The 17,958-nt window shown below is 74.0% G+C and carries 17 protein-coding genes; 9 read left to right on the forward strand and 8 right to left on the reverse strand.

Annotated elements, in window-relative coordinates:
- The first annotated feature begins 47 nt into the window (after positions 1–47).
- Positions 48–1,037 (forward strand): NAD-dependent epimerase/dehydratase family protein, encoded by a 990-nt coding sequence (locus IEZ11_RS34845; RefSeq protein WP_189266959.1) that lies wholly within the window; start codon positions 48–50, stop codon positions 1,035–1,037.
- Positions 1,038–1,112: 75 nt separating this feature from the next.
- Here IEZ11_RS34845 and IEZ11_RS34850 read toward each other — a convergent pair whose 3' ends face one another.
- Complete coding sequence (locus tag IEZ11_RS34850; protein WP_189266960.1) at positions 1,113–2,225, reverse strand: sensor histidine kinase; 1,113 nt, start codon at positions 2,223–2,225, stop codon at positions 1,113–1,115.
- A gap of 1 nt (position 2,226) precedes the next feature.
- Positions 2,227–3,051 (reverse strand): response regulator transcription factor, encoded by an 825-nt coding sequence (locus tag IEZ11_RS34855; RefSeq protein ID WP_229713539.1) that lies wholly within the window; start codon positions 3,049–3,051, stop codon positions 2,227–2,229.
- A gap of 161 nt (positions 3,052–3,212) precedes the next feature.
- Here IEZ11_RS34855 and IEZ11_RS34860 point away from each other — a divergent pair, with 161 nt between their 5' ends.
- The 3 genes from IEZ11_RS34860 to IEZ11_RS34870 all read left to right on the forward strand — a co-directional run bounded on the left by IEZ11_RS34860 (position 3,213) and on the right by IEZ11_RS34870 (position 5,364).
- Positions 3,213–3,926: a glycosyltransferase family 2 protein gene (locus IEZ11_RS34860; RefSeq protein WP_189266961.1), complete on the forward strand. Its 714-nt coding sequence runs from the start codon at positions 3,213–3,215 to the stop codon at positions 3,924–3,926.
- A 71-nt stretch (positions 3,927–3,997) separates the two neighbouring features.
- A complete protein-coding gene (locus IEZ11_RS34865; protein WP_189266962.1) occupies positions 3,998–4,624 on the forward strand; it encodes a TIGR04282 family arsenosugar biosynthesis glycosyltransferase in 627 nt (208 codons plus the stop codon).
- Positions 4,621–5,364 (forward strand): class I SAM-dependent methyltransferase, encoded by a 744-nt coding sequence (locus tag IEZ11_RS34870; RefSeq protein ID WP_189266963.1) that lies wholly within the window; start codon positions 4,621–4,623, stop codon positions 5,362–5,364. Before IEZ11_RS34865 ends, IEZ11_RS34870 begins: the two co-directional genes overlap by 4 nt.
- Positions 5,365–5,677: 313 nt before the next feature.
- Here IEZ11_RS34870 and IEZ11_RS34875 read toward each other — a convergent pair whose 3' ends face one another.
- Positions 5,678–6,916 carry a molybdopterin-dependent oxidoreductase gene (locus tag IEZ11_RS34875; RefSeq protein ID WP_229713540.1) on the reverse strand — a complete coding sequence of 413 codons (1,239 nt, stop codon included), beginning with the start codon at positions 6,914–6,916 and terminating at the stop codon, positions 5,678–5,680.
- 113 nt (positions 6,917–7,029) lie between these two features.
- On the opposite strand from IEZ11_RS34875, the gene IEZ11_RS34880 reads away from it, so the two are divergent.
- The 3 genes from IEZ11_RS34880 to IEZ11_RS34890 all read left to right on the forward strand — a co-directional run bounded on the left by IEZ11_RS34880 (position 7,030) and on the right by IEZ11_RS34890 (position 11,686).
- On the forward strand, positions 7,030–8,373 hold the full coding sequence (locus IEZ11_RS34880; protein ID WP_189266965.1) for a hypothetical protein: 1,344 nt from the start codon (positions 7,030–7,032) through the stop codon (positions 8,371–8,373).
- Positions 8,374–8,502: 129 nt separating this feature from the next.
- Complete coding sequence (locus IEZ11_RS34885; RefSeq protein WP_189266966.1) at positions 8,503–9,084, forward strand: hypothetical protein; 582 nt, start codon at positions 8,503–8,505, stop codon at positions 9,082–9,084.
- 31 nt (positions 9,085–9,115) lie between these two features.
- Positions 9,116–11,686, forward strand: coding sequence for a CHAT domain-containing protein (locus tag IEZ11_RS34890; protein WP_189266967.1), 2,571 nt, complete (start codon positions 9,116–9,118; stop codon positions 11,684–11,686).
- A gap of 7 nt (positions 11,687–11,693) precedes the next feature.
- On the opposite strand, the gene IEZ11_RS34895 is transcribed toward IEZ11_RS34890, so the two are convergent.
- The 5 genes from IEZ11_RS34895 to IEZ11_RS34915 all read right to left on the reverse strand — a co-directional run bounded on the left by IEZ11_RS34895 (position 11,694) and on the right by IEZ11_RS34915 (position 14,887).
- Entirely contained in the window at positions 11,694–11,912 is a 219-nt protein-coding gene (locus tag IEZ11_RS34895) for a hypothetical protein (RefSeq protein WP_189266968.1), read from the reverse strand.
- Positions 11,899–12,570, reverse strand: a complete 672-nt coding sequence (locus tag IEZ11_RS34900) for a DUF6338 family protein (protein ID WP_189266969.1) — start codon at positions 12,568–12,570, stop codon at positions 11,899–11,901. The genes IEZ11_RS34895 and IEZ11_RS34900 overlap by 14 nt, the downstream gene beginning before the upstream one ends.
- Positions 12,567–13,310: a DnaJ domain-containing protein gene (locus IEZ11_RS34905; RefSeq protein WP_189266970.1), complete on the reverse strand. Its 744-nt coding sequence runs from the start codon at positions 13,308–13,310 to the stop codon at positions 12,567–12,569. Before IEZ11_RS34905 ends, IEZ11_RS34900 begins: the two co-directional genes overlap by 4 nt.
- Positions 13,311–13,323: 13 nt before the next feature.
- Positions 13,324–14,082 carry a hypothetical protein gene (locus IEZ11_RS34910; RefSeq protein WP_189266971.1) on the reverse strand — a complete coding sequence of 253 codons (759 nt, stop codon included), beginning with the start codon at positions 14,080–14,082 and terminating at the stop codon, positions 13,324–13,326.
- A 271-nt stretch (positions 14,083–14,353) separates the two neighbouring features.
- Positions 14,354–14,887: a MarR family winged helix-turn-helix transcriptional regulator gene (locus IEZ11_RS34915; RefSeq protein WP_189266972.1), complete on the reverse strand. Its 534-nt coding sequence runs from the start codon at positions 14,885–14,887 to the stop codon at positions 14,354–14,356.
- A gap of 114 nt (positions 14,888–15,001) precedes the next feature.
- Between IEZ11_RS34915 and IEZ11_RS34920 the strand changes: the two genes are divergently transcribed.
- Together IEZ11_RS34920 and IEZ11_RS34925 are read left to right on the forward strand one after the other, a co-directional pair.
- Positions 15,002–16,075 carry a substrate-binding domain-containing protein gene (locus IEZ11_RS34920; protein ID WP_189266973.1) on the forward strand — a complete coding sequence of 358 codons (1,074 nt, stop codon included), beginning with the start codon at positions 15,002–15,004 and terminating at the stop codon, positions 16,073–16,075.
- 134 nt (positions 16,076–16,209) lie between these two features.
- On the forward strand, positions 16,210–17,913 hold the full coding sequence (locus tag IEZ11_RS34925; protein ID WP_189266974.1) for a hypothetical protein: 1,704 nt from the start codon (positions 16,210–16,212) through the stop codon (positions 17,911–17,913).
- Positions 17,914–17,958: the final 45 nt, after the last annotated feature.

Raw genomic sequence — 17,958 nt, forward strand, 5'->3', positions numbered from 1 at the left:
GGGCGTGGGCGCGTGGTCCGGCGGCCGGGCGCGCCTAGCGTGGCCGTATGCGTGTACTGGTCACCGGCGGTGCCGGGTTCATCGGGTCCCATGTCGTCGAGGCGCTGACGGCGCGCGGACACGAAGCGGTCGTGCTCGACGTCCGTGCCGGACCGGGCGCCGACGTACGCGATCCGACGGCGGTCGGGCGGGCCCTCGCGGGCGTGGACGCGGTCTGCCACCAGGCCGCGATGGTCGGCCTCGGCGTCGGGTTCGGCGACGCGGCGGAGTACGTCTCGCGCAACGACCTCGGCACGGCCGTACTGCTCACCGCGATGGCCGAGACGGGGGTACGGCACCTGGTGCTGGCCGGGTCGATGGTCGTGTACGGGGAGGGGCGGTACGGGTGCCCGCGGCACGGCGTCGTACGGCCCGGCCCGCGCGCGGTCGCCGATCTGGACGCGGGCCGGTTCGAGCCGAACTGCCCTGTGTGCGGGGCCGAGTTGACGCCCGGACTGGTCGGCGAGGACGCGCCCGTCGATCCGCGCAACGTGTACGCCACCACCAAGCTGGCCCAGGAGCATCTGGCCGCCGCGTGGGCCCGGTCCACGGGCGGATCGGCGGTGTCGCTGCGCTACCACAACGTGTACGGGCCCCGGATGCCCCGCGACACCCCCTACGCGGGCGTCGCCTCCTTCTTCCGTTCCGCTCTCGCCCGGGGCGAGGCGCCCCGGGTGTACGAGGACGGGCGGCAGCGCCGGGACTTCGTGCACGTCCGGGACGTGGCCGCCGCCAACGTGGTGGCGCTGGAGGCACGGCCGGCCCCGGGTGCGCTGACCGCGTACAACACCGGAAGCGGCGAGCCGCACACCGTCGGCGAGATGGCCCGCGCACTGGCCCGGGCACACGGCGGTCCGCTGCCGGTGGTCACCGGCGAGTACCGGCTGGGCGACGTACGGCACATCACGGCCGACTCCGCACGGCTGCGGGCCGAACTGGGCTGGAAGCCCGAGGTCGGATTCGGGGAGGGGATGCGGGAGTTCGCGAGCGGGGAGTGAGTCCGCGCGGGGAACGACCCGCGGCTGCCGGGGGCCCGCCGTTCCGACGCCGGACGCCACCGACAGCACGAGTGGTCACGGGGCTGTCGGCAGGGTGACCTCGAAGCGGCAGCCGCCGGGGATGTTGTGGACGGTGGCCCGGCCCTGGTGGGCCTCGACGATCCCGCGCACGATGGCGAGGCCGAGCCCGGCTCCGGCCGGTGGGGTCCGGGCGTGGCTGCCGCGCCAGCCGGTGTCGAAGACCCGGGGCAGGTCCTCCTCGGGGATGCCTCCGCAGCCGTCCGTGACGGACAGCACGACGGCGCCCTCGGCGGACCGCTCGGCGGCGACCGCGACCGTGCCGTCGGGGGGCGTCCGGCGGATGGCGTTCACCAGCAGGTTGCCCAGCACCCGGCTCATCTCCTTGCCGTCCACCTGCACCGGCACCGGCTCCACCCGGTCGCCGACCAGCCGTACGCCGTACTCGCGGGCCAGCGGGTCGGCCCCCGCGAGGGCGTCGCCGACGAGGTCGTACAACGACATCCGGCTCGGGCTCAGCGCGAGCGCGCCGGCGTGTATGCGGGAGAGTTCGAAGAGGTCGCCGACCATGTCGTTGAGGCGCTCGACCTCGGTGCGGATCTGCTTGTGATAGCGGCCGGGGTCGGTGGCGACACCGTCCTCCAGCGCCTCCGACATGGCACGCAGACCCGCCAGCGGGGTCCGCAGGTCGTGCGAGATCCAGGCGACGAGTTCCCGCCGCGAGGCCTCCAACGCACGTTCCCGTTCACGGGACTCGGCGAGCTTCGCACTCGTCGCGGCCAGCTCGCGGCTCACCTCGGCCAGTTCGGCGGTGGCCGGGACCGGGGGTGCGGCGAAGTCGCCGTCCTCGCCGAACGAGCGTGCGGCGAGGGCGAGTTCACGGCTGCGGGCGACGACCCAGCGGCCCAGTACCAGCGCGGTCGCGAGGGACACCACGGCCGCCATCGCGACGACCGTCGTCACCACCGACAGGTCGTGCGAGGAGAGGAACATCGCCCAGGCCACGGCCAGGGTGCCGGCGAGCATCGCGACCACGCCGACGGTGGCGACCACGGCGAGGGACGCGGTCAGCGAACGGCGCCGCAGCAGGCGCAGCGCGGCCGCGCCGAGCAGCCCGGTACCGGCGGCGCCGGCGAAGGCGTACAGGGCGATGAGGGCGGTGTCGCTCATGTCAGGCCGCTCCTTCCCGACCAGCCCGACCAGCCTGACCGGCCTGACCTGCCTGATCGGCCGGTCCGCCGTGCCCGCCCGGCTCGAAGCGGTAGCCGACGCCCCACACCGTCTGGATCAGCCGCGGCCGGGCCGGGTCGTCCTCAACCTTGGCGCGCAGCCGGCGGACATGGACCGTGACGGTGGACAGGTCGCCGAAGTCCCAGCCCCACACCGCGCGCATCAGGTCCTCCCGGCCGAACGCCCGTTCCGGGTGCCGCAGGAAGAAGGCGAGGAGGTCGAACTCGCGCAGGGTGAGCGCGAGTTCGGTGCCGTCCTTGGTGGCGCGACGGGCGCCGGGGTCGAGGGTGAGTCCGGCGGACGAGAAGGACGTGGCGGCGGGGGCGGGACGGCTGCGGCGCAGCACCGACTCCACCCGCAGGACCAGTTCCCGGGGGCTGAAGGGCTTGGTGACGTAGTCGTCGGCGCCGACCTCCAGGCCGAGGATGCGGTCGTCCTCGTCACCGCGTGCGGTGAGCATGATGACCGGGACGGGGGCGTGGCCGCGCAGCCGCCGGCAGACCTCCAGGCCGTCCATGCCGGGCAGCATCAGGTCGAGCACGACCAGGTCCGGCCAGTGGGCGGCGGCGCGGGCCAGGGCGGTGGGGCCGTCGCCGGCGTGGTCGACCAGGTATCCGGCGCGGTCCAGGTATCCGGAGACGACCTCGGCGACGGTCGGATCGTCGTCCACGACCAGGACCCGGGCGGTACCGGCGGTGGTCCTGGCCTCGGCATCACCGGCATCGGTGTCGGCACCGGCCTCGGTGGGCTCGTACGGCTGCTGCATGTCTCCACCCTCGCACCGGGCCGTCGCGGGTGTCGCGGCCGAGGCCGGACCCGGGGTGCGGCGTTCGTGTTTCGTAAGAAACCGGGAGGCGGGCGCCGGGGCGCCGACGTCCGCGTTTCGTAAGCATCCGGGGCCCGGTATGTCCGGTCCGCGTTCGTAGGGTGAGGGCCGTGACCACCTCATCCTCTTCCCCGGCGACGGACGTGGACGTCGTCCTCCCCTGCCTGAACGAGGCGGCGGCCCTGCCCTGGGTGCTCGGCCGGATCCCGGCGGGCTGGCGGGCCCTCGTGGTGGACAACGGCTCCACCGACGGCTCGGCGGACCTCGCCCGAGCGTACGGGGCGACCGTCGTCCACGAGGCGCGGCGCGGCTTCGGCGCGGCGTGCCACGCGGGGCTGACCGCCGCGTCCGCCGGCATCGTCTGCTTCTGCGACTGCGACGCCTCGCTGGATCCGGCACTCCTGGTGCCGTTCGTACGGGAGGTCCTGGACGGCGAGGCGGACCTGGTACTGGGCCGCCGGCGTCCGCAGGGGCGGGGCGCGTGGCCCGCGCACGCCCGTGCGGGGAACCTGGCGCTGGCGCGGATGCTGCGGCGTCGTACGGGGCTGCGGCTGCACGACCTCGGCCCGCTGCGGGCGGCCCGCCGCGAGGCGCTGCTCGGGCTGGACCTGGACGACCGGCGCAGCGGCTATCCGCTCCAGATGGTGGTGCGGGCGGCGGACGCGGGGTGGCGCATCGCCGAGCACGAGGTGCCGTACCGGCCGCGTACCGGCAGGTCCAAGGTGACGGGCACCTGGCGCGGCACGTGGCAGGCGGTGCGGGACATGAGCCGGGTGCTGCACGAACCGCCGCGGGTGCGGGCCGGTGGGGGCTGATCGCGCAGTTCCCCACACCCCTTTCGGGGCGCTGCCCAGCCACTCAGCCGCACTCTTCGAAGGACCCCCGCATGACCACTCTCCTCGTCATCGCCAAGGAGCCGAGGCCCGGCCGGGTCAAGACCAGGCTCACCCCGCCCTTCTCCCCCGCGCAGGCCGCCGCCCTCGCCGAGGCGTCGCTCGCCGACACCCTGGACGCGGTGGCCGCGGCCCCCGCCGCCCGCCGGGTCCTGGTCCTCGACGGAGACCCCGGCCCCTGGCTGCCGCCCGGCTTCGACGTCGTACCGCAGTGTGCGGGCGGGCTGGACGAGCGGCTCGCCGACGCCTTCGCGCACTGCTCCGGTCCCGCCCTCCTCATCGGCATGGACACCCCCCAGGTCACCCCGGCCCTGCTCACCGTGGACTTCGCGGAGTGCGACGCGTACTTCGGGGCCGCCGAGGACGGCGGGTTCTGGGCACTGGGGCTGGCCGCCCCGGACCCGGCCCTGCTGCGCGGGGTGCCGATGTCCACGCCGGAGACCGGCGCAGTCCAGCGACGGCGGCTCGTCGCCGCCGGGCTGCGGGTGGGTGACCTGCCCCGGCTGCGGGACGTGGACACCGCGGCCGACGCGGCGGCCGTCGCCGCCCTCGTCCCGCACGGCCGTTTCGCCGCGCTGCTGGCCCGGTGCACGGCGCACAGCGGGACGGGCCGCCGATGACGACCTCACCGGCCGTCCCCTGGACCGGCTCCGACCCCTACGCCGCCGCGCTGGACGCCGGGCACGGCCCGCTGTTCCTGCGCCGCCCCGACGGCTGGCTGCTGCCCCTGGACGTCGAACGCTGGTGCGCACGGGCCGACCCGGTCGACCGGATGGTCCTGGACCGCTGCGAGGGCGCGGTCCTGGACGTCGGCTGCGGCCCCGGCCGGCTGGTCGCCGAACTCGCCGCCCGGGGCCGTACCGTCCTCGGTATCGACGTGAGCGCGGCCGCCGTCGGGCACGCCATGCGGCTCGGCGGCCAGGCCCTGTGCCGCTCCGTCTTCGAGCCACTGCCCGGCGAGGGCCGCTGGGGCACCGCCCTGCTCATGGACGGCAACGTCGGCATCGGCGGCGACCCGCGCGCCCTGCTCGACCGGGTGGCCCGACTCCTCACCCCCGGCGGGCTGCTGGTCGCCGAGACGGCTCCGGTGGACGTGGACGAACGGACCCGCGTGCACCTCACCGACGCCCGCCGGGCCGTCGGCGCGCCCTTCCTCTGGGCCCGGCTCGGCACCCCGGCCCTGCTGCGGTACGCGCGGGGCTGGCAGCCGGAGGCTCAGTGGACGGCCGGCGGGCGCCGCTTCGTCGCCCTGCGCAGCCGGTGCGCCAGCAGCAGGGCCGAGCCGCCGAAGAGCACGGCGGTGATCAGCAGCCAGCGGGCGAGGAAGCCGTCCGCGGAGAGGCCGGTCGCCGACCGGTAGCGTGCCGCCACCGTCCCGCTGATCAGCGGGAACCACACGAGCAGGAGCAGCGCGGAGAGGGCGGCCGGGACCCTGACGTACATCGCCCACTGCCGGCGCCCGGCGGCGTCCAGCCCCCGTACCACCGCCCGGTCGGCCAGCGAGTACAGCGGCAGCAGCACGAGGTCGTGCAGCAGGGCCGCACCCACCACCCACAGCGCCACACCGAGCCAGTCACCGGACAGCAGCCGGACGCCGGCATAGGCGGCGAGCGCGAACGAGCAGGCCAGGAGGAGGATCTGGAAGGGGCTGCCGACGACGAGGCGGGGTCGCATCACAGGTCTCCGAAGGTCATCCGGGCCACCCACTTGGTGTTGAGGACACCGGGTGCGGCGGGCACGATCACCCGGGCCGGGTAGCCGTGGTCGGGGGACAGGTCCTCGCCGTTCACCTGGAGGGCGAGCAGGGAGCGCGGGTCGGCGACCTGGTTGGCGCGCAGTGCCGCGCGGCGGAAGGCGCCGTGCCGCTGCAGGGACTCGACGAGCACGTCCGGCGGGTCGCCGTCGTAGCCGACGAGCGCGGCGAGGTCGCGCAGCCGCACGCCGCGCCACCACTGGTCGGCGGTCGACCAGCCCTCGACGCAGGCGATCGGCAACGCGGCGCTGTGCTGGGGCAGTTGGAGGAGTTGGGTGCGGCTGAGCCGGACCGTTCTGCCGCCGAGGCCCGTGACGACCAGCCGCCATGCCTCCTCCCCGGTCTCCTGGGTGTCGATCCCGGCGTAGGCGGCCGTCTTGTTGATCTGGAAGCCGTTCGGCCCGCTGCCGGGGTCGGCTCCGCCGTGCGGGGCGAGCAGGGCGGTGCGGCGCCACACGCCCCCGATGCTCTGCCCGGCCGTCGTGACGAGCAGCAGCAGGGACGCGCCGCCCACGAACCGCAGCGCCCCGCGCCGCGAGACGGTGGGCGGGTCCGGCCGGGGTGCCACCGACTCCTCTTCGTCCGGGCGCCGCCCGCGAACGGCCCGGAGAGCCGCCGGGGTCTTCAGCGCGGCATGCGCGAGGAACGCGGCGAAGAACACCCAGGCGCCGTAGAAGTGCAGGGGGTAGAAGGAGCCGGGGAAGAGGTAGTCGAGCTGGACGTTGAGGACGCCGGTCGTGAACTCGAAGAGGCCGCCGCCGACCAGCAACAGCAGGGAGACCCGCTCCAGGGCGTGGGCGAGCGAGCGGGCCGGGGGCAGCGTGAACAGCTTCGGCACCACCGACCACAGCTTGGCGAGCAGTACCGGGACCAGCGCGATGCCGAGGGTGACGTGCAGGCCCTGGGTGACCCGGTAGAGCCAGTACGGGTCCGTCGGCCAGGAGAAGAGGTAGAAGCCGAGGGCGCCCTTGTCCGGGGTCTGGTCGTTCACCGGCGCCAGGTCCGGGTTGTACGCGGCGTACGACAGCAGTCCCGTCACGAACAGCACGGTGATGCCGACGAGCAGGACCAGGCCGAGCACCGAGGTGAACCAGGTGCCGCGCAGCGGGCTGCGCCAGAAGCCGGGTGAGGTGGGCAGCCGTGGGTCGTCGTGTCGCATGGTCCGACCGTAGGCCGGGGGAACCCCGCGCAAGGGTGCCCGACCCATGACGAAAGTCTGACGTCAGCCGGTTGATCCACACGCTCGCGGGGTCGCCGACCTAGCGTTCCGGTGTGACCCGCGCCCCGCTCCGTGATCGCCGCGCCGATCTGCTCGCCGTCCTCGGCGCCGCCCTGCTCGTGCTCGTCGCCGTCCTGGTCGGCCGGCACCTCCAGGACACCTACCACGTGCTGTTCGTGCACTGGCCGCCGCTGTTCGCCGACTGGCAGCCGCACGTGGGCCCGGGTACCCCGGCCGCCGTGCTGGTGGCGGCCGCGGTGGTGGCGTACGGGCCGGTCCTCGCCGTACGGCTGCCCTGGCGCGGGCTGCTGGGCGCGGCCTGGGGTGCCTGTCTGGCGTGGACGTGGTCGCTGGCGCTGGTCGACGGCTGGCGGCGGGGCGTGGCGGGCCGGCTGACCAGTCCGAACGAGTACCTCACGGTCATCGGCCGCTTCCACGACATCCCGGCGGCCCTGCGCGGCTTCACCCACCACATCGTCAGCGGCAGCCCGGCGCCCTGGCCCGCCCACATCGCCGGGCACCCTCCGGCGGCGACCCTCACCTTCGTCCTGCTGGACCGGATCGGGCTGCGCGGCGGCGGCTGGGCGGGCGCCTGGTGCATCACCGTCGGGTCGACGGCCGGTGTCGCGGTGCTGATCGCGGTGCGGGCCCTGGCCGACGAACGGCTCGCCCGGCGGTCCGCGCCGTTCCTGGTCATGGCCCCGGCCGCGGTGTGGGTGGGCGCCTCGGCCGACGGCTGCTTCGCGGCGGTCGCCGCCTGGTCGGTGGCCCTGCTGGCGCTCGCGGTGACCGGACGCTCCGTGGGCTGGGCGGCGGGTGCGGGACTGCTGTACGGCCTGACCTGCTACCTCTCCTACGGCCTGACGCTCTTCGCGCTGACCGGGGCGGCCGTACTGCTGCTCGGCCGGCGCCGGGTGCGTGCCCGGCCGGCCGTGCTCGCCCTGCTGCTCGCCGGGGCGGCGGTGGTCCCGCTCGTGTTCACGTTCGCCGGGTTCGACTGGTGGCAGGGGTACCGGCTGCTGGTCACCCGCTACTACCAGGGCATCGGCGGGACCCGGCCGTACGGCTACTGGGTGTGGGCCAACCTGGCCTGCACGGTGATCGTCACGGGCCCCGCCACGGTGGCCGGGCTGCGGCGGGCGGGTGCCGTACTGCTCCACCGCCGTACCGCGCCCGCCGGGCAGACCCGGCTCGCCCTCCTCATGGGCTCCGCCCTGCTGGCCCTGCTGATCGCCGATCTGTCCGGGATGAGCAAGGCGGAGACGGAGCGCATCTGGCTGCCGTTCGCGATGTGGCTGCTGCCGGCCTGCGGGTACCTGCCGCGGCCACGCCCCTGGCTCACGGCGCAGGCACTGCTCGCCCTGCTCCTGAACCACCTCCTGTTCACCGGCTGGTGACCCGCCCGGCGTCCGAGGGGTCCACGAGCCGCGAAAGGACTGGCATTTCGCACATATTTACGACTTTAATCTTATTCCCCTCTAATGGCCTATTCCGGGTGTAACGTGGCACGGAATCGGGGGGAGAGCATGAACGACTGGATGTGGCGGCAGTCGGCGGAACAGGCGCACACCGCGATGGCCGCGGCCGACCGGCTGGCCCAGGGGCTGACGTCGGGATGGCGGCCCGAGGCCATGCAGGTGCCGGTGCATCTGCCGTCGGGGGAGGGCTGTTTCGCCCAGGAGAACGCCCAGGTGCTCCAGTACCTGGAAGGGGACGGAACATACGCGCACAAGACCTCCATCGGATTCGGTTTTGTCGGCCTCGCCATGACCGTGGGCACCGTGATCGGGAACCAGTCCCGTAAACGACGCGCGATGGAGGAAGCCGCGGCCCGCTTTCGACCGGTCGACGGCGGACGGATGTATCTGACGAATCACCGGTTCGCGTTACAGGGGCAGCATCAGTGGATCGACCTGTGGTTCGAGGACATCCGGATGTCCAGCTGTGACGCGGCCTGCGTGTACCTGACCATGGGTCACATACCCCCGGTCGCGCTGCGCGTGTGGCCCGCCCCGTACCACTTCACCCTCTACCGCTGGCTGGCCCACGGCCAGATCGTGCACGCCGGACAGCCGCCCGCGATCGGGCCCGGCGGCTCGGGTGGCTGAGCCGCCGCAAGCCACCGGGGACCGGGGCGCCGTGCGCGCCAGGGCCCGGGAGCTGCTCGCCCTGGCCGGCCCGGTCGGCCCGGACCTGCTGGAGGAGGCCGTCTGGCTGCACGACGAGCTGGAGGACCCGCCCTGCGACCGTCCGCCCGCCGAGGCCGCGGCCCTGCGCCGGTGGATCCTGCCCCGGCTGCCCCCGGCCGACGGGTCCGCTTCCGTCACCCACTTCCTGCGCCGCGAGATGTTCGCCCGAGGGGTGCTGGACACCGGGCCGGGACCCCGTCGCCGGATGCGGGTCTGGGACTACCTGGGCACCGTCCGGTTCATGGCCTACGCCGGGACCGACCGTGCGCTCCTCGACTCGGCCGTGCAGGCCTTCCGGTCCTGTCTCGCCGTCGCCGGGGAACTGCCCGCCGCCGAGCGGGCCGGGCTGACGGACCATCTCGACCAGGTCCGCTGCCGGCTGGCCGCCCTGCTGGGCATGCGCTACAACCAGGACCGCGAGATCCTGCTCCTGCCGCAGCGGCAGCGGGAGCGGGCCGCGATCCGGGATGATCTCGCGGAGGCGATCGCCCTCACCGAGCAGGTGGGCGAAGGCTCCCGGGCTTCCGGCGGCTCGCGCCCCCTGCCGACCGAGTGGGCCGGCGTCCGCGCGCAGCTGCTCGCCTACCGCTGGCAGGACGCCCCCGCGGAACGCCGGAGCGACGACATCGACGAGGCGGTGCGCCTGCTGGAGGGCGCGCCGACGCCCACCGGTGACCTCGCGTCAGGTCTGGCCTGGTGGGGATCGCGCAGCCTGCTCGCCAACGCGCTGATCGCCCGCGGCCGCCGCGAGGACCTGCGGCGCGCGGAGCAGCTGGTCACCGAGATCCTGGACCGGCCGGAGAGCCAGGAGCCGTTGGTCCGCGCGGGGATCCTCCAGACCCTCGCGACGGCGCACATGCTGCGCGCCGAACTCGACCGCACGGACGCCGCCGCGGCGGCCGCCGCGGCCCGCGCCTACGAAGCGGCGTACCGGGCCGGGCTCCAGGGCAACCTGCGCGCGTCCTGGGACGCGGCGACCCAGCACGCGGGCTGGTTGCGGCTGCGGGGCAGGCGCCTGGACTCGGCCCGCAGATACGGCGAGGCGTTTCGGGTACTGCCCGCCCTGAGCCGGTTGCAACGGGACCGCGGGCACAAGGAGCAGGTGCTCGTGCAGGCCGCCGACGTCTCGGCCGACTGCGTACGGGAACTGGCCCTGTCCACCGACCCGGAGGACCGCGCCGACGCCGTACTGGTCCTGGAGAGCGCACGCGCCGTGCTGCTCTCGGAGGCGCTGGCCGGGCCGGGCGGCACCGCCGCCGCGGACGACGACCAGGACGCGGTACGCCTCGCCCGGCTCGCCGCAGAGCTCGACGCGCTGCGCCGGGCCGCGCTGACCTCGGCGGCCCCGGACGCCCTGGCACGGGCGGAGGCGGCGCACCGGGAGTACGCCTTCCTGGCCGAGCGGCTGCGCCGCCGGGACGGCATCGCGCGGTCGCTGCCCGCGGTCTGGCCGGACGTGTGCTCGGCGGCCGGATCGGCCGCACTGGTCTACCTGGTGGCCGCGGCAGGCGGCGGGGCGGCGCTGGTCGTGCCCGCCGGCGCGGCGGCCCACGACGCCCCGGTCGGGGTGGACCTGCCGGACCTGGACCGGCGGACGGTCCGGAACCTGCTGGCGGTACTGGCGGAGGCGGACGCCCTGCGGCCGGGGGAACGGTCCCCGCGGACGGGCGAGACCAACAGCAGGCTGGCCCGTCGCCTGGTCGAAGAGCTGTGGCACCGCGTGATGCGGCCGGTCGCCGCCGAACTGCGCGGCTGCGGGCGGGCGGTCCTGCTGCCCGGCGGACTGCTGGGCATGCTCCCGCTGCACGCCGCGGGCCTGTGCGCCGCGCCGCGTGTCGACGACTGGTGGTTCCTCATGGAGGAGACCGTGCTGTCCTACGCACCCGGCGTGGGCGTGCTGACGGCCGCCCGGCGGGCGGCGGCAACCGCTCCCTCCCTCCTGCTGGCCACCGAACCACCGCCGTCGGACGGTCCGGGCGGCACGCCCGACGCCCGCGCCGAACTCGCGGCGGTACGGAGCCTGACCCGCGTCCGCCCGCGGGTGCTCGCCGGGCGGGAGGCCACCCCCGAACGGCTGCTGCGCGGCCTCGACGAGTGCGACGTCCTGCACTTCGCGGGGCACGCGGAGTCGGTGCCGGACGCGCCTCTGGAGAGCGGTCTGCGCTGTGCGGGCGGCCGGCTGTCGGTCCGGGACCTGCTGGCCCGCGGGCCCGGCCGGGCCAGGACCGCGCTGCTGTGCGCCTGTTCCACCGCCCGGGTCGGCACGGAACTGCCGGACGAGGCGGTCGGCCTGCCCAGCGCTCTGCTGCAGGCGGGCTTCGGCTCCGTGGTCTCCACGCAGTGGACGGTGTTCGACAACACCACGGGCCCGCTGCTGAAGCACCTGTACGGCCGCTGGGACGCCGGTCAGGACCTGGCGGAGGCGCTCACCGGGGCCCAGCGCGCGGTGCTTCGAGGCCTCGGCGGCCCGGTGATGGCGAACCCCTGGGACTGGGGGGCCTTCGTCCACACCGGGGCCTGAGGACGCGTCAGGCGTCGTCGCCGGTGGCGGGAGCCGGTTCGCCGCCCGGGTCTCCCGGCTCGGCCGGCGGCTGGGGCGGCGCCGGGGCGATCGCCCACGCGGGCGGCATGGACAACTGGTCGGCGGTGTACTTCGACCCGCCGTAACCTCGGCCGTCGCCCACCGCCACCGACTCGGTGGGATCGGTCTCGTCGGTGTGGTCCGGGTCGTTCTCATGGTCCGGCATGGGGCTCCCCCCTGATGACTTCGATATGACTGATCTCCTGCCAGGACACCAGCAGACCGGTGTGCCGCAGCTTGGGACGGTGGTCCGGCCCGAGCACGAACCGGCCCTGTTCGTCGCTCTCCACGGTGTCGGCCAGATAGAGGTCCTGGGCCTCGGGATAGCCCGAGGCCCGGGAGTCCAGCCGCCCGTGCCGGTCCCGGCCGTACACGCCGAGGATCCAGCCGTGGTTGCCCGCGGAGGTGTCCTTGAGTCTGATCCGCAGCCAGGCGCTCGGCGCGTGGCTGAAGAACGCGTCCCACGCCCTCGGCTCGGGGGTGCGCCCGTACAGCACGAGGGCCCAGCGGCGCCTGCGCCGGAAACCGACGCCGACCGCCGTGCCCAGCAGCAGCGGCAGCAGCAGGTACGGAGCGGGCAGCCACCACAGGGTCCAGGGCACCGGTTGCCGGGTCAGCCGTCCGGTGCGCCAGAGATCCGTGACGATCCAGCAGGTCAGCGGCGCGAGTGCCCAGTGGCACAGGGCGGACACCGCCGTCAGACGCAGGGTGCGGTCGGCGAGGCCGGCCCGCACGATGCCCGTCTGACGCTCCGTCGCGAAGACGTAGAGGGCCCCCGGCAGCAGCGCCACGACGGTCACGGCCAGCATCTCGAAGGTGCTCACGGCGTACCGCTCCGCGTGGCCGCCAGCAGGACCACGACGTACACCAGGAGCACCGCGTAGGCGTACAGACACCGGCGCAACGCCTGCCGGGAGGCGGTCCGCGCGCCCACGACATCGCCCGTCACCCAGCGGGTGTGCACCCGGGAGGAGGCCATCAGCGCGGCGATGCCGAGGGGAAGGCAGGCCAGCAGGGCGAGGACGGAAGCGGCGGCGAACGCGGACGGCGGCCGCACCGGCCGGCCGGGCGTGAAGTCGTGCCACACGTGCTGCGGACCGGTCGGGGCGGAGAACGGCATCCAGCGTTCCGCTCCCGGGCCGTGCGGAACGCTCTGCCACGCGCCGCCGTGCCCGCCCACCGGACCCGGCCCGGGGGCGGGACCGGCAGCGGGACCGGCAGCCGGGGCGGGGCGGGGGGCCACGTCCTCGACCGTCTCCTCCTCCCACACCGCCCGGTCCTCGGCGCCGGTGCCCGTGCCGGCGCCGGGCGCGGATGCCGGTGGCGCCTGCCGCTCGCGGGCCCAGCGGTCGTACTCCGCGCGGTCGGCCGGGTCCCTGAGGATGTCGTGAGCCGCGTTGATCAGTGCGGCGCGCCGCACGTCGCCGTGGCTCAGGTCCGGATGACAGGTCTTGAGTGCCTCGCGACGGGACCGCCCGATCTGCTCCGCCGTCGCGTTCCGGTCCACCCCGAGGATGTCGTACGGGTCCTGGCCCGAGAGTTCGCTGAAGGTCCGCCTGCGCATGCCGATCACGTCGCTACCGGGTCCGGCGGACGGCGGCCCGGCGGCACAGCACCGTCCAGGTGGCGTGGTGGGGATGGGTGCCCCGGGCGAGCCGCCGGTGGCCGGCGGCGACGGTGACCGTGCGGTCCGCGGTGAGACAGCACCACACCCACATGTCGGAGTGGGCGAACTCCACCCGCTCCTCGTAGTGCCAGTGGACGTACACCCTTCGGTCGTCGCCGAGGAAAGGGGCCTGGAGGAAGCGCTGGGCTCCTTCCGGCAGATTGCCCAGCAGGTCGCGCGCGCCCTGTGGCAGTACGAGTTCGGGTGGCTGCGGCTCCAGCGGGCCGGGCCCCGAGCGGGCGCCCGTGGCGCCGCCGACCCGGACCCCGCCGCCGCCCATGGCGGGCCCTCCGGCGAAGGACTGGTGCGTGAAGGAGCCCGGGTCGAGCGGGAAGGTCTGCAGCCGGTGGGCCCGGGTGCCGTCCGGCTTCGACACCGGGTCCGCCACACACAGTCCGGACGTGCCGAGCACGACCGCGCTGACGCCTCCGGAGCCGTCCTGCGCCGCCCACCACTCAAGGACGGTCCCGGCCTTCTGCCCGAGCCGTACGCGCACGGCCGTGCCCAGCCTGTCCCAGCACTCCTGCCGGTCCGGGCCCGACACGACCGGCAGCTCCCCCGGACTGTGCAGCCGGCTCTGGGCCGGCGCGCTCCGCTGCTCAAGCCCCGAGTCCCGGCGTGCCGGTGCACGGCCCGCTCCCGGCACGTCCGGCAGCCATGATCCCCCCATGACGCCCTCACCCCGTTCTTTTCCCGTCGCCAAGCGTAGAGCAGAACGGGCGAACCCGAACAGTGAAGGATGAAGAAGAACTCATATGACGAGTAACTCCAAATCGGAGCAAATCAAACGGGCGCCCGATTCACGAGAGGGTGCGCCGCCCGCCCGCTTCAGGCCGCGCGTTCCGGCGGAGACACGCGACACCGCGGTCTCCCCGCGAACCGGCGGGGGCCGCGGCGCCGTGCCCGGTCGGCCGCTCAGCCGCAGGTGCTCCGGACACCGCTCAGCCGGATGTGCTCCGGACCGCGGTGCGCCCGGCGTCGGCGGCGGCCGCGTGCGGGGCGTCCTCGGCGACCGGAGCGAGCGGGGTGTCCTCGGCAGGTGCCGTGGGCGGGGTCCCGGCCGCCGCCGTGAGCCGGCCGAGCAGGTGCGCCAGCGCTCCGCCGTCGGCCGTCTCAGCCAGCAGGCGGGCCTGGTCCGCGTGGACGCGGCGGGCGGTGCGCCGGTACAGGTCCTCGCCGCGCGGGGTGAGGTGCAGCAGCACCCGGCGGCGATCATGCGGGTCGGGCCGGCGGTGCACCAGGTTGTCGGCCACCATGCGGTCGACGAGCTTGGTCAGGCTCGGCGCCGGCATCAGGGCGTGGTCGGCGATCTCGGACATCGGGTGCCCCCGGCCGTCCCCGACGAGCGACAGGACGCGCCACTCCTCGACCGCGCAGTCCTCCTCGGCCAGTACCGCGGCCAGCCGCCGCACGACCCGCCGCTCGGCATGGCTGAGGAGGTGGGCGAGGTCCGGCGAGGAGGGTACGGAGGGCATTGCCGGTGTCCTTCCGGTAGGTCTACTGTGCGCGCAGAATACGACGAGCCTCCGCGAGGGCGCCGGGGCCCGGGACCGGAATCCGCGTTCCCCATGCCCGCACGGAGGTGTCCGATGCGTCCGGCGCCGCCGAGTGACCTGAGCGGCACGCTGCGCCTCGCCCTGGTCGTGCCGTTGCAGGGGCCGGCGGGGGTCTTCGGGCCGTCGTGCGAGTCGGCGGCGCGGCTGGCCGTGGAGGAACTGAACGCCGCGGGCGGGGTGTTGGGCCGCGAGGTCCGGCTGGTCACGGTGGACGGCGGGGCGCCGCCGGCCCGGGTGGCGGCCGAGGTCGGGGCGCTGGTCTCGCTGGGCGGCGTGGACGGGGTGGTGGGCTGGCACACCTCGGCGGTGCGGCAGGCGCTGCTGCCCCGGGTCGCGGGCCGGGTGCCGTACGTCTACACCGCGCAGTACGAGGGCGGCGAGCGGACCCCCGGCGTCTTTCTCACCGGCGAGACCGACGTCGCCCAACTGCGGCCCGCGATGCGGCTGCTGGCGGAGGCGGCCGGGGTGCGGCGCTGGTGCACGGTGGGCAACGACTACGTGTGGCCCCGGGTGACCGCCCGTACGGCGCGGGCGTACGCGCGGGAGTGCGGCGGGCGGGTGCGGGACGAGGTGTTCGTGCCGCTGGGGGCGGACGGGTTCGGGCCGGTGCTGCGCCGGATCGAGCGGTGCGAGGCGGACGCGGTGCTGATGCTGCTGGTGGGGGCGGACGCGGCACGCTTCAACCGGGCGTTCGCCGGCTACGGGCTGCACCAGCGGTGTCTGCGGCTCAGCACGCACATGGACGAGAACATCCTGCTGGCCACCGGTGCGGACGGCACCGACGGGCTGTGGGCGGCGGCCGGTTTCTTCGGGACCCTCGCGACCGCCGAGAGCCTCGACTTCGGTGCCCGCCACGCGGCCCGGTTCGGGGTGCACGCCCCGGTGGTGGGGAGCCTGGGCGAGTCGTGCTTCGAGGGGGTACGGCTGCTGGCGGCCCTGGCCGAGCGGGCGCGGTCGCTGGACGTGCGGGCGATGTGCGCGGTCGGCGACGCGGTGTCGTACGAGGGGCCGCGGGGCGTCGTACGGCTGCGCGGCAACCATCTCGCCCAACGGCTGTATCTGGCGCGGGCGGACGCCTTCGACTTCCATGTCGTCGCCCAACTCTGAAACCAGGCACGCCACTTGCCGATACTTCCCATGGGAAGTATCAAGCTTTGTCTTTTAAAGCAGGTGAAACGTTCGGGAAACAGCGCACCGCGACTCTTCCGTGCAAACGACCGGGGACGAGAGAGGGAAGAGTCGTGACGGAGATCGTCGGCAAGGAGGCGCCGCCGGCCGTGGCGGACGGCGCGCGGACGGACGGCAAACGGACGTACAACGACTGGGCGCAGAACGACACGCTGGAGGACTACTCGCTGCGGTACGCGCCGAAGTCCTTCCGCCGCTGGACCCCCTATGTGGTGGCCACCACCGCGCTGGGCGGCATCGCCTACCTCGCGGACTTCGCCATCGGCGGTTCGATCGCCATCTCCAACGGCTTCTCCAGCGCGATGGTGGCGATCCTCACCGCGGCCGTGGTCATCTTCCTCACCGGCATCCCGATCTCGTACTACTCGGCCAAGTACTCCATCGACATGGACCTGTTGACCCGGGGTGCGGGCTTCGGCTACCTCGGTTCGACGCTCACCTCGGTCATCTACGCCAGCTTCACCTTCATCTTCTTCGCCCTCGAAGGCTCGATCATGGCGCAGGCCCTGGAGCTGGGCCTGCACATCCCGCTCGCCGTCGGCTACCTGATCTGTTCGCTGATCATCCTGCCGCTGGTGATCTACGGCATGACCGCGCTGTCGAAGATGCAGGTGTGGACGCAGCCGGTGTGGCTGGTGCTGATGGTCGCGCCGTTCGTGTCGATCGCGATCCAGGAGCCGGGCAGGTTCTCGGAGTTCACGCACTTCGCGGGCAACTCCCCCACCGGGTCGAGCATCAGCATGCTCGGGGTCGGTGCGGGCGCGGGCGTCGCGCTGTCGCTGATCGCGCAGATCGGTGAGCAGGTCGACTACCTGCGGTTCATGCCGGACAAGACGCCGGAGAACGGCAGGAAGTGGTGGGGAGCGGTGCTCTCCGCCGGTCCGGGGTGGGTGGTGCTCGGGGCCGCCAAGCAGATCGGCGGCGCCTTCCTCGCCTTCTACATCGCCGGGAGCGTGGGCCTGGCCAAGGCCAACGAGCCGATCCAGCAGTACGTGTCGGGCTTCAGGACGTTCGCGGCGCCGGTCGCGCTGGGCCTCGCCACGTTCTTCGTGATCCTCTCCCAGATAAAGATCAACTCGACGAACGCCTACTCCGGTTCGCTGTCCTGGTCGAACTTCTTCTCCCGGCTGACCCACCGTCACCCCGGGCGCGTGGTGTACATCTTCCTCAACGTCGGGATCGCGCTCGCCCTGATGGAGGGCGGCGTCTTCGGCTTCCTCAACACCGTCCTCGGGTTCTACTCCAACGTGGCGATCGCCTGGATCGGCGCGGTCGTCGCGGACCTGGTCATCAACAAGCCGCTGAAGCTCAGCCCGTCGTACATCGAGTTCAAGCGCGCCCATCTGCACAACTTCAACCCGGTCGGCTTCGGTTCGATGCTGATCGCGTCGGCGGTCTCGATCGCCGCGTACTTCAACGCGTTCGGGGCGTACGGCAAGGCGTACTCGCCGTTCATCGCGCTGTTCCTGGCGATGGTGCTCTCGCCGCTGTTCGCGGTGCTGACGAAGGGGAAGTACTACATCGCCCGTGTCGACGACCTCGCGGAGCCGCTGCTCGGCCCGGACGGGCTGCCGTCGGCGGCCATGCTGACCTGCACGGTGTGCGCGACCGACTTCGAGCGGCCGGACGTGGCGGGCTGCCCGTTCCACTCGGGTGCGATCTGCTCGCTGTGCTGCAGCCTGGAGAAGGACTGCCACGACTCCTGCAAGACCGGCCCGGTCGCGCTCGCCATGCCGACGGTACGGTCCGCCGACTGACCCGTTCCCGGACCACCGCTCCGGCTCGCGCCCTTCGGCGCGGGC

Origin of the sequence: Streptomyces fuscichromogenes (assembly GCF_014645815.1) — a bacterium.
Classification (GTDB): Bacteria; Actinomycetota; Actinomycetes; order Streptomycetales; family Streptomycetaceae; genus Streptomyces; species Streptomyces fuscichromogenes.